Raw genomic sequence first — 15,922 nt, forward strand, 5'->3', positions numbered from 1 at the left:
TAGAAGCATGAGTTATGTTGAACGGCTGAACGGTATAACTGATGCTTTTAGATTAATGGAAAGTTGGGACGAACATGGCAAAAAAGGTGTGTGTTGTGGGCCTTGGATATATTGGACTTCCAACGGCCAGTTTACTTGCCGTTAAGGGATTTCAGGTACACGGCGTCGATGTGAACGAGCGCGCGGTGGAGATGATTAACCGAGGCGAGGTTCATATTTATGAGCCCGATCTGGACATCATGGTGAAAGCTGCCGTACAGAGCGGGCAGCTTCAGGTTTCCGGCGAGCCGGAAGAGGCGGATGTGTTTATTTTGGCGGTGCCGACTCCATTTCGGCAGGATCACAAGCCGGATCTCTCCTATGTTAAGCAAGCGGCGATGTCGATCGTTCCTTACTTGCAGCCCGGCAATCTCGTCGTTCTGGAATCGACCAGCCCGGTCGGCACGACGGAAAAGATAGCCGAGTGGATCGTGGAAGCAAGGGACGATCTAAGCATCTCGGAATCACTGCATACGGCATGCAGCCGGGTTTACGTAGCCCATTGCCCGGAGCGGGTCATGCCCGGTCAAATCTTGCGGGAGCTGGTCGAGAACGACAGGATTATCGGCGGAATTGACAGCCAGTCCACGAAGCAAGCCGCAGCATTCTACAATCGGTTCGTAAGCGGCAAACTGCTTGAAACGAATGCGAGAACAGCGGAAATGGCCAAGCTGACGGAGAATTCTTTCCGGGATGTGAATATCGCTTTTGCGAACGAGCTTTCCTTCATTTGCGACCATTTGAACATCAACGTATGGGAGCTCATCCGGCTGGCAAACCATCATCCGAGGGTTCAAATTTTGCAGCCGGGCCCCGGCGTGGGGGGACACTGCATTGCCGTTGATCCCTGGTTCCTGGTGGATGCGGCCCCGGAGCAGTCGAAGCTGATACATACGGCCAGAATCGTGAACGATTTCAAGCCCGGATATGTGGTCGACCGGGTGGCGGAGAGAGCGGGGCGGTTTAAAGAACCGATCATTGCCTGCCTGGGGCTGTCGTTTAAGGCCAATATAGACGATCTTCGGGAAAGCCCATCCGTTGAAATCGTCGAGCATTTATCGAGATTGCAGGTAGGAAGAGTCAACATTGCCGAACCGCACATCCAAGTCCTGCCGGAATCCCTTCAACTGGAGCATGTGGCTTTAATGACGACAGAGGAAGCCATCCGTCAATCCGACATCGTGCTGCTGCTCGTAAACCATGATGTATTTCAGGATATTGACCGCAACCTGCTGAAAGAGAAAATCGTCATTGATACACGCGGCTTCTTTAACTGAAAATCCCGTGGATCACCCCTTGGAGTGTGAGTCGTCATGTCATCATTCATTTATAAAATGCGGAAGCTGAAAAACATGCCGCTGGATCTGGCCGTGAGGAAGGCCTGGAGAAGGGCGGTTAGGGCTCTGGATTGCACGATAAGGAAATATCGGATTCAGGCGGCGCCGATCCCATTGGACACGGCCCGTTTTACCGGATTTAACAGCGGCAGCCGTTTTTTGTTTCATCCACAGGACCGCCGGCGCTATAAAGATCATCTTGTTGAGCTTGGGCGGGACACAGGCATTATTGGGGATGCGGACCGGATCTGCTCCCACAACTTCAATTTGTTGGGCTCCGGAGATATCGGGCTGGGGGAAAGCCTGCCCTGGAACGAGGATTTCAAAGTGAAATACCGCTGGAAGAACTCATTTTATAAGCAGATGAAAATTATCGATCTGGATCATCCGGCGGACGTGAAGGTTCCTTGGGAGCTTTCGCGTTTTCAGCATGCTTTCACTCTTGGGAAAGCTTATTGGCTGACGGGCGAGGAGAAGTACGCAAGGGAATTCCGCGATCAGCTGGAGGATTGGCTGGCGCGGAATCCGGTTGAGATGTCCGTCAATTGGACGTGCACGATGGACGTCGCCATCCGCGCCGTGAATTGGATATCGGGCGCATGGTTTTTTCGGGACAGTCCCTTTCTGGAGGGGGACTTCTGGGCCCGATTCCACGCCTCGCTCTATCAGCACGGTCAGTTTATTATGAACAATCTGGAGAATGAGGGCGAACATACCGGAAACCACTATCTGTGCAATTTGTCCGGTCTTATCGCGCTCGGGATTTACTTCCGCGATTCCAAAGCCGTCTCTGATCGCCGAGGACGCCACGCTCCGGAAAGATGGCTGGGCTTCGGACTGGAAGAGTTCGAGCGGGAAATGTTCGTTCAGGTGAACGAGGACGGAACGAATTATGAAGCTTCCACCTCTTACCACCGGCTTGTTACCGAGTGTTTCTTGGTGACGACGGCTTTGTGTTCCCGCAACGGGATCGGGTTTTCCCCGGACTATATGAACCGGCTGGAAAAAATGTGCCGGTTTCTTCTTGATATCGTGAAACCGGATGGATGTTCTCCCCTTATTGGAGATGCGGATGACGGCCGGTTGCTGATACCGGCGGATTACGGATCATGGGTAAGACATGATTTCCGTCATCTGCTTGCTGTCGCAGGCGAGCTGTTTGACCGGGACGACTTTCGCCATGCCGGCCGGGATTTTCAGGAAGACGCGTTATGGATTGCCGGAACGTTCACGGTTACGGAATCTCCGGGAGGCGAGGACCGGCTGCGGTCAACGGCTTATCCGGACGGCGGCTACTATGTGCTGCGTCAAGGACCGGCTTACTGTCTTGTCCGCTGCGGAGACCTGTCCTTCCACGGGCACGGGGCTCACAGCCATAACGACCAGTTGAGCTTTGAACTGCAGATCGGCGGCCTCGATATCATCGTTGATCCCGGTTCGTATGTTTACACCGGCGATTACCGCATGCGCAATCTTTTTCGAAGCACCCTCATGCACAATACGCTGGAAGTGGACGGCAAGGAGCAGAATGATTTCGAAGCGAGGAATCTTTTCGAGATGAAGGAGCAAACCTTTGCGAGGTGCGACGGATTCCGCGACAACTTTTTCGCCGGAAGCCATCAAGGATACTTGAAGAAATGCGGGGTGGTTCACAGGCGGGAAATGACTTTAACCGGGCATCGGCTGGAAATCATCGATAAGCTGGAACGTACGGAAGATCCGCTTCAAACGGTGCAGGGCTACGCTGCTTCCTTCATTCTTGCCCCCGGCGTCAAAGCGAAAAAGCTTATCGATCGGTTTGTCCTGCACCGTCAAGGCATCATCGTTGAAGTAACCTTTACGAATGCCGAGGATGCCGAATGTCAACCATGCTGGGTATCCAGGCGTTACGGGGAACGGGAGGAGAGCCGGCTTCTCCGGGTGAGGGGAAGGAATTCGAAGCTGCGTACCGTTATAGAGTGGTCCATTCATGGGAAAGAGGGGTTTTAAATGAGCCTTGTCAAAGGGATAACCAAACAGATTTTGTCCCGTTTCCCTTACCGGTATATCAATGTCGGAAGGGAATTTTATAAATGGTTGAACACGTTCGAGCGGATGAAAACGATGACGCGGGAGCAGATCCGGGAGGCCCAGTTTGCCTCTTTCGCAAACATGGTGAGCTACGCCTATGGAGAAACCAAGTTTTACCGCCGGCTGTACGATGACCATGGTTTCCATCCCAATCAGCTGAAGGATTTGTCCGATATCCGGCGTATCCCTGTCATCAGCCGGGCGATGGTCAAGGAAGCCGGGATGGACATCGTAGCCGCCAAATACGCGTCCAAGCGTTTGTTCGTCGGATCGACAAGCGGCTCCACAGGCACGTCGCTCACGGTATATTCCAACCGAGCGTTGGAGCAGCGCGAGTGGGCGTCAACCTGCTTCCTATGGTCTAGCGCCGGATATCGTCCGGGCGACGGCAGAGTGGAGCTCCGGGGGCTTTTTCCTGGCGGAGAGGAATACAAGATCGATCCCTATCACCGAGTTTTTCGGGTGAATGTCTCCAAGCTGACCCCTAACAACATTCATTCGATATTGGAACGGATCGAAGAGACGGGGTACGAATTCATTCACGGCTATCCCTCCTCCGTCAGCCTGGCTTCCAAGCTCGTCCTGGATAACGGTCTTGTTCACGCGTATAAGCCCAAGGCGGTGTTGCTGGCTTCAGAAAACGTATTCGATTATCAGCTGAACACGATCCGCAAGGCTTTTCCGGATGCCTTGTTAAATGCCCATTACGGCCAGTCCGAGAGGGTGGTTACGGCAAGCTGGAATGACGGCGAGAGCGGGTATCATTTTAATCCTTTATACGGGTATGTCGAATTCAGGCAGGAGACGAATGCCGTTATCGGGACCTCATTTATCAATGATGTCACCCCCTTCATCCGGTATGAGCTGAATGATATCGCTTCGACCGAGAACCCGGAGCCAAGCAGCCGTTATCTGTTTCCGGCAATCAAGTCGATCGACGGCCGGGTTGGGGAAATCATGTATAAACCGAACGGGGACATGGTTTCGTCCGCTTTGGTGGCAATCGCGGTCCGGGGAACGAAGTCGGTAACGGCCTGCAAACTGATTCAGCACCGGCTGAACGAAATTGAAATTCTGGTGGAGACGGTTCAAGGCCAGTCGGAGGTTATGGAGGAACTCAAGCCGGTACTGCAGAGACTTCGTTCGATTTTTACGGATGCGATGATATTCACGATCTCGGTGGTGGATCATATCCCAAGAGGACCTTCGGGAAAATTCAAGAGCGTAGAGGTGCTTATAGACCAGGCGGGTGTTCCGGTATGAAAATTGTGATGGTCGGTCCTTATCCCCCGCCGCTCGGGGGCATATCGGTTCATGTGAAGCGGGCTGCCGAACATTTGAGGCAAAACGGCCTGGACTGCGACGTATACGATGAATCCAATGGAAGCCATTCCGCGGCGGGTGTCTACCCTCTCGGCAGCTACAGAAGGTTCCTGCTAAGATTCCCTTTGATCAAAGGGGATCTTTTTCATGTTCATTCGATCCGCAAGAAATTCCGGATGGTGCTGGGGTTTTATAAGCTGTTCGGGAAAAAAATCGTGCTTACCGTTCATGGCGGGAGCCTGATCGATCAGATCGAGAGCTCTAACCGGGTCGTTCGGTTTGTGCTCCTGAGAAGCTTGCGTGCCATCGATCAGATCTTGTGCGTGAACGAGGCGGATACCGAGAAGCTGTTGGCGATGGGATTCAAACGGAACAGAGTCGCTACAATGCCGGCGTATATCCGGCCTGTGGAGACGGAAGGGGCTGATTCCGGCATTCCGGCACACGTTGCGGATTTCCTGGAAAAGGCGGAGTTTGCGATAACGGCCAACGGTTATATCCGTTTCTTTCAGGGGCGTGACCTGTATGGTGCGGATCTGCTTGTACAGCTGTTGAAGGAATTAAATGCACGGGGGCTCAAGGCACGGGTGCTGTTCGCTCTTCTGGGAGCCAGGGAGCAAAGCGCAAGGGAGCGCCAGTATTATCTTGACCTCCGGAAACGGATTAAGGCTTATGGGCTGGAGGACCGCTTCCTGTTTTACGAGGTGCACGATACGGAGCTTCACCCCCTGCTGAAAAAAAGCGATTTGTTTATGCGCCCCACGCTTGCGGACGGTTACGGGGTTTCCATCGCCGAAGCCCTGGCCTGCGGAACTCCTGCGATTGCAAGCGACGTGTGCCGCCGGCCGGAGGGGACGATACTTTTTCGAACGGAAAATTCGGAAGACATGCTGCGCAAGGTACGGGATGTCATGGAGAATTATCCGTCCTATAAACGACAGGCTCTTTCGCTGCCGGTTCCTGATTATATATCCGGCCTGCTGGCCGTTTACGAACGGCTTGGCGCCAAGAAAACCCTGAAAAGCAAGCTGGTCTCCGGTCCGAATGGAAAATAAAAAAATGCTCTCGAACGGCATGGTTTATTTATGCGCGTCCGTACTGACCCAGGCGATCAACCTGATCTTGATTCCGCTGTATACCCGAAATTTATCGCAGGAGCAGTACGGGCAGTACGATTTGATTCTTAGCGTGCAGCAGCTGCTGGCTATCGCGATCACGCTGGGGGTCTATTCCGGCATGATCCGGTTTTTCAATGAATTGGAGGACAAGAACGCCCTGAAGAACACCGCGATGACGTTTTCTCTGCTTTGGGGGGCATTATGCATCGGGCTTGCCTGTATGATCAATCCCTGGCTCTCGGCGGTGCTGTTCGATCAGGTTCCGGAGGGGCATCTGTTTATTCCCCTTATCGTGATCAGCTCCGTTCTCGTGTGCCTGAACACCATCTACTCCAGTTATTATTCGATGGGTTTTAAAGCGCTGAAATCCGCCGCTGTCCAACTCTCCGCGGTCATTCTCATTCTGCTGTATGCGATTTGTTTTTTCCTGATCCTGGATATGGGAATCGTCGGCATCCTGCTGGCGCAAATGTGCGGCCATCTTACCGTTTTCCTGTGCCTGTTTATCCTGGATTTAAGGAATTACAAACCGATGCTGAAGGGAGAGCCGTTACGGAAGATGCTTCAGTACGGAACAGGCTTGCTGCTTGGGGAATTATCGGGGTGGATTCTCACGCTAAGCGACCGTTTCCTGATCAAAGGATTTATGAGCCTCTCCTCGCTGGCGGTCTACTCCATCGGATACAAAATCGGCATGTTGATACAGCCGGTCTTTATCAACCCGTTTACGTCGGTGTTCACGCCTTTTAAGTTCAAGGTGTATAAGGAGGCAGACGGAGCGGAACGGATCCGCCGGATGTTCAGGCTGTACAATTTCATCGGCTGGTTCTGCGTTGCCGGGCTCGCCCTGTTCGGGAAAATCGCCGTAAGCCTGATTGCAACCAAGGAATACGGCGAAGCGGCGTACCTCGTTCCGGTGATCACGCTATCCTATTTTTTATCGGGAGCCATCGCATTTTATTCTTTGGGACTCCATATCGCGAACAAGGTGCGGCTAAATTCGATGATTACGATCGCGGTGGCCTGCTTTAACGTGGCCGCCAACCTGCTTCTGATCCCGCGGTTCGGAATCTACGGATCGGCCGTTTCAACGGTGCTGGCCTATGCCTTGGCGAACGGCGCGTTTTACTATTTCGGTTCCAAGCACTACCCGCTCGGACTGGGGCTCTTGTACCCGTATAAATACCTGATCGTTTTCGGTCCCATTTACGGACTTTATTTTTGGGTTACGGGCCTCACGGATTCTGTCATTGTCGAGCTGCTGCTCAACGCCGTTTTATGCGGCCTGTTTGTTTTCCTGAGTCTGGTTTTCAAATTGATTTCACTGGAAGAGATCACCGGCGTTCTGACGCGTCCCCGTCTGCGCGGTGCGGAAAAATTAGCGGTTAAAGGAGTTCATTCGGAGTCATGAATACAAAGATTGTTACGGATATCGAAGGATTTCTCGGCATCAAGGACGATTGGGAGAGATTGGAGCGGCAGGATGGCGATGTGACCTATTACAGCACGTTTCATTTTAATTATTCCTGGTGGCTTACGTTCGGCAAGAACGCAAACCATAAGCTGTTTATCGTTTGCTGCTATCAGGACAACCGGCTGACAGGCATCGCGCCGCTGATGATCAAGCGTGCCGACAAGAAAATAACGAAGCTGGATACGCTTTGTTTTATGGGCAGAGGGGACTATTTGACGTTTTTGTTGGATAAAAGCGGGCAGCATGAGCTGAAGACGATTAAAGCGCTGTTTGCGGCGATAGAGGAGCATAAGGCGGAGTGGGATAAAGTGGAGTTGACGCATTTGGCTTCCGATACGAGTCTTCTATATTATCTGCTGCGGCACGACAAGTACAATCCGGGCGTAAGCTACCTAACCTCCTGCCCCCAGCTCGATTTAAGCCGATATCCGACCTATGAGCAGTTTGCCAAGCTTGGCCTCTACCCCAGGGCGCGCAAATGCGTGGAGAAATTCCGGAAAGAGGTACCTTACCGCTTCAGGGTGGTTTTCGGCGACGAGGATGAGGCCATCTATGATCGGATTTCGCACATTCACCAGCTGGAGAGGGACTATTTGCAATCGCAAAAAAACAGATCGGAGCGGAAAAGCCTGTTTGATGACAAGCAGAATGAGGAATTCCTGAAAAGATTATTCGACGGAAACGAGAGGATCGTTACCTTTCTATTGGAAAACGAAGAGGGCGAAATCATTATTTACAGGACCTGCTATGTTTACAAGGATAACATCCATGGATGGAATACAGGTTATTCCCCGAAATACGCCCATATCCACAGCCTGTCCGACATCATCATGATCGAAATGATTCAATACCTGTATGACCGCCCTCTGGGCTCGAAAATCGATTTCGGCGCGGGCAGCTATCCCTGGAAATTCAAATGGACGAGTCAATTTACCGCCAGCTATTCGTTCACGAAGTGGAATATGTCCAGCAGAAGGATCAAAACGTACCGGTTTTTTCAAAAAATGAAGGGGTTGCTGAGGGCGGTCAGGGGAGAACTTTATGCACGCTGAAATCTGCAAATGGTATGGCGGCGCGGACTCCCCGGTGTTGTTCATGATTGACGACCTAGCCAACACCTGGGTGGATGCGAATCATAACGGAACGTTGGATCCGGGCGAGGACTGGGGTTATTTCCGAAATGAAGAGAATTCCTCCTTTGCATTTTTAAACGAGAAGATCTTAAAGCAATTTCCGGAATTGAAAGTCACCTTTTTCGTTCCCGTCGGCATCCGTGCCGGCATGCTGACGGATTCGCTGTTCCCGCAAACGTCAAAGCCGATCAACAGCGATGAAGAGAGCAAACGTTTTTTTCGCTCGATCCATCAGCATCCGAAATTCGAGCTTGCGTATCACGGAACCACCCACGGGACGCCCGGAGCGCGTGCAGCCGAATTCGTACAGGAATGGGCAGGTTTCGGCTGCGTGGAAGAGGCGGTAGGCACGATTGAAAGAGGGATCGAAATCTACCGGGAGACGATCGGCGATCGTCCGCGGGGCGGCAAATACTGCGGCTATATCAGCAACGATTATTCGGATGAGAGCATTGACGAGACCGGGTTTGCGTGGTGGTGCAGATACTGGAACCGAGGGGTCCCGGAAGGGGCGAAGGACGTCGGCATCGGGCAGGACCGCAATCCGCGGACCAATTTCGATGTGAAAAGGTTTGGCAGGCGCGAGGTTCTGGATATTCCCTCCACGGTTAACGGCGAGCTCTTGAAGGGGATATACAAAAACGATCCGTCGGTTAAAGGAGCGATCAAAAGACTGCTCGGAAAACCGCTCGCCCGCTGGAAGCTGCGCCAGATCGACTATTTATTAAAGCACCGCTTGGTCATCAGCGTACAGGAGCATATGGCACCCTCCCGGGACGACGGCAAGCGGCAGACCCCTAATATATGGGATGACCTGGAAAGCCTCCTGGGGATATTTCATTACCTGAAGGACAAAAACGTCTGGTATTGCACCGGATCGGAGTTAGCCGATTACGTGAATCTTCGCGATCATGTCGAAATGCATTTCGAGGACCATGATACTTTTACGTTGAAACATACGGCGCACGATGCCAAACGAATCATCAGCCTGAAGTTTAGGGAACGGGGCCGTTTACAGGTTTTGCTGCCGAATCGGATGTCTGTCGGAGTGAAGGAGCGGGTGGCCAATCTGCCTTTAATGAGAGGCAAGTATACGATAATCCGCTGCTGAATCAGGGGGAAGGAGAGCAGTCCATGAACGGTAACCTTTCGTACGGGGAACATCGGAAACTGGGGAACATGACGGGGACGGGGAATGGAAACGTAAGGCTTATCCTCCTGGTTGCGGTTTTTATATTCTTTTTGACGGATACCGCGCGCAGCATTTTAATCAATGACCAATTCAGCTACTACAATTTTCCCTTCCTGTTGGCCGGAACCGTGTTTCTGATAAGGGCGGCAGTCCGGAACTCGGTGAATTACGGAATTTTATATGTCGTTTTTGCCTTCTCCGTCATTTTGTATACATACAGTTATTTATTTACGAATTACACCCTGGCTGTAATCCTGCAGACGGTCATCAGCGTTACCCTACCCCTTTTCCTTATCGGCGTGAAGGTGCCCAAGCCGGAGCTGATGCAGGCTCTGCGCATCGTGATTCTTCTGTTTAATGCGTTGATCTTTCTGCTGCTGGGCGTCGGCGTTGCGGATTTCCTGACGGGCGGTTCCATCCAGCTGCTTATGGCTAACACGATATATAACGGTCTTGAGCTGGGGGACTTGATCCGGGTGGAACGCGCTCTCGGGATCTACCGGTACTACTCATTCGTGGGGCATCCGCTGGCTAACGCCCATTATTTTCTGGTGTTTTTTATCCTCAACCACATTTATGCCAAGCATGACCGCTTTCTTCTCAAAAAAATGGCGGTAACCTTTATGACGATGCTGGGTCTGCTGCTTAGCGGAAGCAAAACGGGGCTGGTTCTGGGCCTGTTTCTCGTGATTTTTTGCAGCGGCATGAAGAGAAACAGGGTGTTTTATTTTGCCGGAATCATCGCAATTATCGTCGTGTTATTTAACACTCCACTGTTTGAGGAAAATATAAAGCAGCGCTTTTTGGGCGGGATTCAGAGCGGCGACATCACGAGCGGCAGGAACGAATTGCTGCAGACGCTCGCGAACAGCCGGGCCGACCGGCCCGGCCTGCTATTGGGCGGGGGGGCCGGATATTCAAGAGAAGTGGCGAAAAGCCTGAACGGAAACATTTTTAATTTTGAATATCCACTGATCATGCTGGCTTACGATTATGGCATTGCCGGCACGGCCATTATTTATTTTCTCATCCTGATCTATCCGGTTTACGTGTTAATTCGGAATAAAAGCTATTATGAACTCGTTCTATTTATCGTTTTGAGCGCTTTGGCAAATTCGAACAACGGATTGGCGAACTTGGGCAGCGATGCTTTGGCGCAGCTTTGTTTTACGTTTTTCATTTTCAGGAATCTCGGAAAACATGAAAAGGCGTCCGATCCCGAGGGTCGGCGCAAGAGGTGGAACGATGGGAAGTCAGGCATTTATGGTGAGCGTGGTCATTCCTTACTACAACAGTGAGCTGACGATTGAGCGGGCATTGGATTCCGTCTGCGGCCAATCCTTTGAGCAGCTTGTCGAAATCATTCTGGTCAACGATGGATCCACGGACCGAAGCAGGGACGTGGTGCACCGGTTTATTCAGGATCATCAGGGATTCATCTTTCGCCATGTGGACCAGGCCAACGGCGGGCCGTCCAAAGCGAGGAATGCGGGCATGCGGTTATCCTCCGGTAAATATATTGCTTTCCTGGATTCGGACGATACGTGGGAGCCGGATAAACTGGCCGTTCAAGTGAGGTACATGGAGGAACATCCCGACGTCGCCATATCCGGAACGGACTACTATATCAACTCGAACGAGGTTACGAAGTACGGCAGCCGGGACGAGATTGTGGAAGCGGACTTTAAATCGATGCTGTTTAAGGTTTTCTTCAGCATGCCGACGGTGATCGTCCGGCGCGACGTGATTGAAAGGGAGCGGTTGCATTACCTGGAAGGCAAGCATTACGGCGAGGATTTATTGTTTTATCTGCAAATTGTCCGGAATCATCGGGGGGTCCGAATATCAAGGCCGCTGGCGAAACTTCATAAATTTCTGTATGGTCAGGGCGGCCTGACCCGGGACTTGAATAAACTACTTATCCATGAGCTGGATAATGCGCGGATATTGTATCGTCAAAACGCCGGACAGCGGGTGAAAATCGGATTTTGGCTGTATCGCGGCTTATTGATTTACAGCGTTCTGAAGCATTACGTCCGTATGTATAAGAGCAGGAAGTACAGAAAGATCGTACAGGAGGGACAGCCTTGAAAATCGGATTGGTTGGGTCCAGCGGCGGCCATTTAACCCACTTGCTGCTGCTGGAGCGTGGTGGAAGGAGCATGAACGTTTTTGGGTTACCTTTAACAAGGAGGACGCCAGAACGGCTCTCGCGGACGAAAAAGCGTATTGGTGCCATCATCCCACGAACCGCAGTCTCAAAAATTTGATCAAGAACACGTTTTTGGCATGGAACATCCTGAGAAAAGAAAAGCCGGATATTCTCATATCCTCCGGGGCTGCGGCGGCAGTCCCCTTTTTTTATTTGGGTAAGCTGTTCGGAGCCAAGCTTGTCTACATCGAGGTGTATGACCGGATTTCCAGCCCGACGGTTACGGGCAGGGCCGTTTATCCGATCACGGATGCTTTCATCGTGCAGTGGGAAGAGCAAAAGAGGTTCTATCCGAAAGCCCGGTTTTTGGGGGGATTATTTTGATTTTTGTAACGGTCGGTACGCATGAGCAGCCGTTTGACCGCCTGATTGCCGAGGTGGACCGGTTAAAGAGGAGCGGGATCATTTCGTCTGAAGTCGTCATGCAAATCGGGTATTCCCAAGTGGTGCCCGCGGCTTGCAACTTTCAAGCCATGATGGGATACCTTGAAATGGAGGCGTTTATGCAAGCGGCGGATATCGTGATAACGCATGGGGGACCGGGGAGCATTTTCGGCGCCCTCAAGCAGTCCAAGATTCCGATTGTCGTGCCGAGGCGCGCGTTATTTAACGAGCATGTGGATGATCATCAGGTGGAATTTGCGCGCCATCTGCAGCGAAGGGGAAATATTTTGCCCGTGTTTGAGATTGAAGATTTGGAAGATACGATCCTGCATTACCGGGAATATGCCGAGCGGATGGGCGGAATGAACCGGACGGAAGACGGCCCGGCAGCGTTTGTGCGGCAGCTGGACCGGGTGGTCGCGGAGTTGCTGGGAAGCCGGGCGTAAGGCGGAGGGAATGAAACGGATGAAGAAGAAAATTGTGTTCGCCGATTTTGTCGAATATAACGATCCGAGCAGCAAACTGGGCAATTATCATTACTGCAACGCTTACGTAAAGGACGGATATGAAGCGCTGTGGGTATCGAACTCATTCAATCAGCTCATTTATTTAAAGAACAGGCAGGATTACGAGTTCAAAAAAAGCATATCCGCGGCGGCAAGACATGAACTGGCCCCTCATATTTACGGCTTCGCGGCGTACGCATGGCGGCTGTATGGAAATTATGCGTTCTCGCGAAAAGCCAAGATCGCCCTGCACCAGGAGAAATATATCCTTCCGAATGCTTATAAATCGTTGCGGGCCATGCGGTTTGACGAGGTGGACACCTTATGGATATCCAATCCCAAGCTGTATTGGCTCACCAATGTCGTGAAATATGAAAGGCTGGTCTACCGGATGGCCGATGATTATGCCAAATTTAAGGAGTTTCCGAATATAGAAGCCATCGAAGGCCGGTTAATGAACAAGGCGGACTTGATCCTGGTGACCTCCGCCAAATTGATGGACAAAGTCCGGGACGGCGGCCGCGTTCCCCATCTGGTCAGCAATGGCGTCCAGTTTGATTTTTTTCATTCGTCCGCGCCCCATGAGCCTGAAGAGTACAAGATCAGCAAACGGCCGAAGATTGTTTATGTCGGAGCCATCAAATATTGGCTGGACGTGGAGTTAATCGAACGGTTGGCTGCGGCTGTCGATGCCGACATATATTTAATCGGGCATGTGGAAGCCGACTTGAGCCGGCTTGAGGCGTTCCCGAACGTCCATATTCTCGGAGCGCGGGCATATACGTCTATACCGGCTTATTTAAAGCATGCCAACGTCGCGATCATCCCGTTCAAGAAAAACGAAGCGACCGATGCGGTCAGCCCCATTAAATTGTACGAATACTGCTCTGCCGGCATTGCCGTGGTGACCTCCGACATGGAGGAAGTGAAACGAACGGAGGCTCCCGTCCACGTTGCGCGGAACGCGGGCGATTTCATGGAAGCGGTCCGAAGATATCTGAAAGAAGGCTATGATTCTTCTTCCCTTATTGAATTCGGAAGGGAGAATTCCTGGGATAAAAGATACGAGGCCGTACGGGCCATTTTTGATAATGCATGAGTCATGCCTGATATCGCTATGCAGGGTTCGCTTGATGGACGCTAGGCGGGATTGAATGATTTCCGGGGCGGATTCGAATACCGCCTTTTGGTCTCCCCTGAGTTTAAACCGGAAGGAAACGTGGTCTTGAAGAGAAAGAGCCGAGAATATATGGTAGAGGCAGGTGGTTTCTCGAAAGGAGGGTTTAAAGTCATGACCCAAAATATATATGACAACGATGAATTTTTCAAAGGATACGGTCAATTAAATCGTTCGGTTCAGGGGCTGGACGGTGCGCCGGAATGGCCTTCGCTTCGCGCGATGCTTCCGAATATCGAAGGACGGAGGATACTCGATCTAGGCTGCGGCTTCGGCTGGTTCTGCCGTTTTGCAAGGCAGCATGGAGCAGGCAGCGTCCTTGGTGTCGATGTATCCGAGAAGATGCTTGCCCGCGGAAAAGCCGAAACGAAAGATCCCCTGATTACGTACAGGAAGGCTGACCTGGAGCAGCTTGAACTGAATGCAGGGGCGTTTGATCTGGTTTTTAGCTCGCTCGTTTTTCATTATATCGAAAAGCTGGACAGATTGATGGCCGAGGTGCATAAATCCCTTTTGCCCGGGGGACATTTCGTATTTTCGGTGGAGCATCCGATTTATACGGCTCCGAAGGTTCCCGGCTGGTTCAAACATGCGGAGGGCCACCGGATATGGCCTGTCGACGGCTAACAGCATCAAGGCCCCAGAATTACGAATTGGCTGGCTAAAGGTGTCATCAAGCAGCATCGAACGATAGGGACTTACCTAAATATGTTGATCGGTCTTGGATTTACGATCACCCATGTCGAGGAGTGGGGACCCGCCGACGATCAGATTGCCTTGCAGCCGGAGCTTGAGGAAGAGCGGGATCGTCCGATGTTTTTGCTTATTTCCGCCAAAAAGTGACGAATAACCGGTCCTCAACCGAACATCCTGCATACTTTAAAGATATAAGCAAGTTTAATAGATCCTTTATCCTTGCTTAAACTTCCAGTGGAAACGTCTTCACCCTTCTAAAGACCATGCCGTTTCTGCTTGAAGGCAAAGGAAGCAGCTAGTTAAAAGGTGGGAGGTTGATCATGTGGCCGCGATAACCGATTTGAAAGTTGCTTTGGCACAGCTAGCTCAATCAGGCGGAGGGGAACTGGTGCTTCCTGCGGGAACCTATCCGGTCAACGAAAATTTGGTGGTGGATGAAAGAATTACGCTTCGATTCATGAATGGAGCCAAACTGGTCGTAGCGAGCGGGAAGAGCATCACGATCAACGGCAGCGTCGAAGCCGGATTGTTTCACATCTTCGATGGTCCCGGCAAGGTGGAAGGAAATATGAGGGTGGCCTCCGTTTACCCGGAGTGGTTCGGCGCCAAAGGCGACGGCATCAACGATGACACCGATGGAATAGAGAAAACCCTTCAGTTATTGGACAAGAATCAAGGCGGAGTCCTTGTGCTTTCCGAAGGAACCTATATTTTGCGCTATTTATATTTAAGATCCAAAGTGACCGTACAAGGAACCGGACCGAGCTCCATCTTGAAATTAAAGAACGGGACGCACCGAAACCTGATCAGTTTGAAGGATAACTCCGTGATGCAATTTCGACTATCCAATTTTTATATTGACGGAAACAGAGCTTATAACGCCGCGGGCAGCGGCATTTATCTGAATAAAACGGCTTATGTCCGCCCGGACCATGTATTGCAGGGAAACGCGGGCGATATCAATTCCACGATCGAAAATATCTTTATTTACGGCTGTGCCGAGCACGGGATATTTTTGGACCGGACCCAGAATAGCGGGGAATTCGTGAACATTCGCGGGATTATTTTTAATAATGTTCAGGTCATCAGCTGCCAAAAGAGCGGGATCAAATTGAACCAGAACACCGATGGAAAGTTCAGCGACGTGATCTGCACGGGGAATGCGCACTGCGGGTTTGAAATCCAGCTGCGCCAACAACTATTATATGGGGTGCAAAACGTTTTATAACGGCTTTGCTGCTCCCGCGTCTGTTATAGGCGG

General features: G+C 51.5%; 15 protein-coding genes. All 15 read left to right on the forward strand.

What is annotated here, in order from left to right:
* Window positions 1-74: 74 nt before the first annotated feature.
* A complete protein-coding gene (gene wecC, locus XI25_RS28765) occupies window positions 75-1,316 on the forward strand; it encodes a UDP-N-acetyl-D-mannosamine dehydrogenase (protein WP_046681263.1) in 1,242 nt (413 codons plus the stop codon).
* Window positions 1,317-1,352: 36 nt separating this feature from the next.
* A complete protein-coding gene (locus tag XI25_RS28770) occupies window positions 1,353-3,365 on the forward strand; it encodes an alginate lyase family protein (protein WP_046681264.1) in 2,013 nt (670 codons plus the stop codon).
* Window positions 3,366-4,709 carry a hypothetical protein gene (locus tag XI25_RS28775; protein WP_046681265.1) on the forward strand — a complete coding sequence of 448 codons (1,344 nt, stop codon included), beginning with the start codon at window positions 3,366-3,368 and terminating at the stop codon, window positions 4,707-4,709.
* Window positions 4,706-5,824 carry a glycosyltransferase family 4 protein gene (locus XI25_RS28780; RefSeq protein ID WP_046681266.1) on the forward strand — a complete coding sequence of 373 codons (1,119 nt, stop codon included), beginning with the start codon at window positions 4,706-4,708 and terminating at the stop codon, window positions 5,822-5,824. Before XI25_RS28775 ends, XI25_RS28780 begins: the two co-directional genes overlap by 4 nt.
* A complete protein-coding gene (locus XI25_RS28785) occupies window positions 5,814-7,298 on the forward strand; it encodes a lipopolysaccharide biosynthesis protein (protein ID WP_082112529.1) in 1,485 nt (494 codons plus the stop codon). Before XI25_RS28780 ends, XI25_RS28785 begins: the two co-directional genes overlap by 11 nt.
* Window positions 7,295-8,413, forward strand: coding sequence for a GNAT family N-acetyltransferase (locus XI25_RS28790; RefSeq protein WP_046681267.1), 1,119 nt, complete (start codon window positions 7,295-7,297; stop codon window positions 8,411-8,413). The genes XI25_RS28785 and XI25_RS28790 overlap by 4 nt, the downstream gene beginning before the upstream one ends.
* Entirely contained in the window at window positions 8,403-9,605 is a 1,203-nt protein-coding gene (locus XI25_RS28795; RefSeq protein WP_046681268.1) for a hypothetical protein, read from the forward strand. The genes XI25_RS28790 and XI25_RS28795 overlap by 11 nt, the downstream gene beginning before the upstream one ends.
* A 23-nt stretch (window positions 9,606-9,628) precedes the next feature.
* Window positions 9,629-10,984, forward strand: coding sequence for a hypothetical protein (locus XI25_RS33545; protein ID WP_046681269.1), 1,356 nt, complete (start codon window positions 9,629-9,631; stop codon window positions 10,982-10,984).
* Window positions 10,932-11,777, forward strand: a complete 846-nt coding sequence (locus XI25_RS28805) for a glycosyltransferase family 2 protein (RefSeq protein ID WP_160308963.1) — start codon at window positions 10,932-10,934, stop codon at window positions 11,775-11,777. Before XI25_RS33545 ends, XI25_RS28805 begins: the two co-directional genes overlap by 53 nt.
* Window positions 11,778-11,784: 7 nt before the next feature.
* Entirely contained in the window at window positions 11,785-12,222 is a 438-nt protein-coding gene (gene pssD, locus XI25_RS36605; RefSeq protein ID WP_327204874.1) for a PssD/Cps14F family polysaccharide biosynthesis glycosyltransferase, read from the forward strand.
* Window positions 12,219-12,728 (forward strand): glycosyltransferase, encoded by a 510-nt coding sequence (locus XI25_RS28815; RefSeq protein ID WP_046681271.1) that lies wholly within the window; start codon window positions 12,219-12,221, stop codon window positions 12,726-12,728. The genes pssD and XI25_RS28815 overlap by 4 nt, the downstream gene beginning before the upstream one ends.
* A 19-nt stretch (window positions 12,729-12,747) precedes the next feature.
* Window positions 12,748-13,887 carry a glycosyltransferase gene (locus XI25_RS28820; protein ID WP_046681463.1) on the forward strand — a complete coding sequence of 380 codons (1,140 nt, stop codon included), beginning with the start codon at window positions 12,748-12,750 and terminating at the stop codon, window positions 13,885-13,887.
* A 192-nt stretch (window positions 13,888-14,079) separates the two neighbouring features.
* The gene (locus XI25_RS28825) at window positions 14,080-14,592 is read left to right on the forward strand and encodes a class I SAM-dependent methyltransferase (protein WP_235440491.1); all 513 of its coding nucleotides are present in this window, start codon (window positions 14,080-14,082) and stop codon (window positions 14,590-14,592) included.
* Window positions 14,593-14,673: 81 nt separating this feature from the next.
* Window positions 14,674-14,808 (forward strand): hypothetical protein, encoded by a 135-nt coding sequence (locus XI25_RS35985; protein ID WP_268794587.1) that lies wholly within the window; start codon window positions 14,674-14,676, stop codon window positions 14,806-14,808.
* Window positions 14,809-14,983: 175 nt separating this feature from the next.
* Window positions 14,984-15,889, forward strand: a complete 906-nt coding sequence (locus XI25_RS28830; RefSeq protein WP_046681272.1) for a right-handed parallel beta-helix repeat-containing protein — start codon at window positions 14,984-14,986, stop codon at window positions 15,887-15,889.
* The last annotated feature ends 33 nt before the right edge of the window (window positions 15,890-15,922 follow it).

The sequence above is a fragment of the Paenibacillus sp. DMB20 genome (assembly GCF_000987955.1).
GTDB lineage: Bacteria > Bacillota > Bacilli > Paenibacillales > Paenibacillaceae > Paenibacillus_AQ.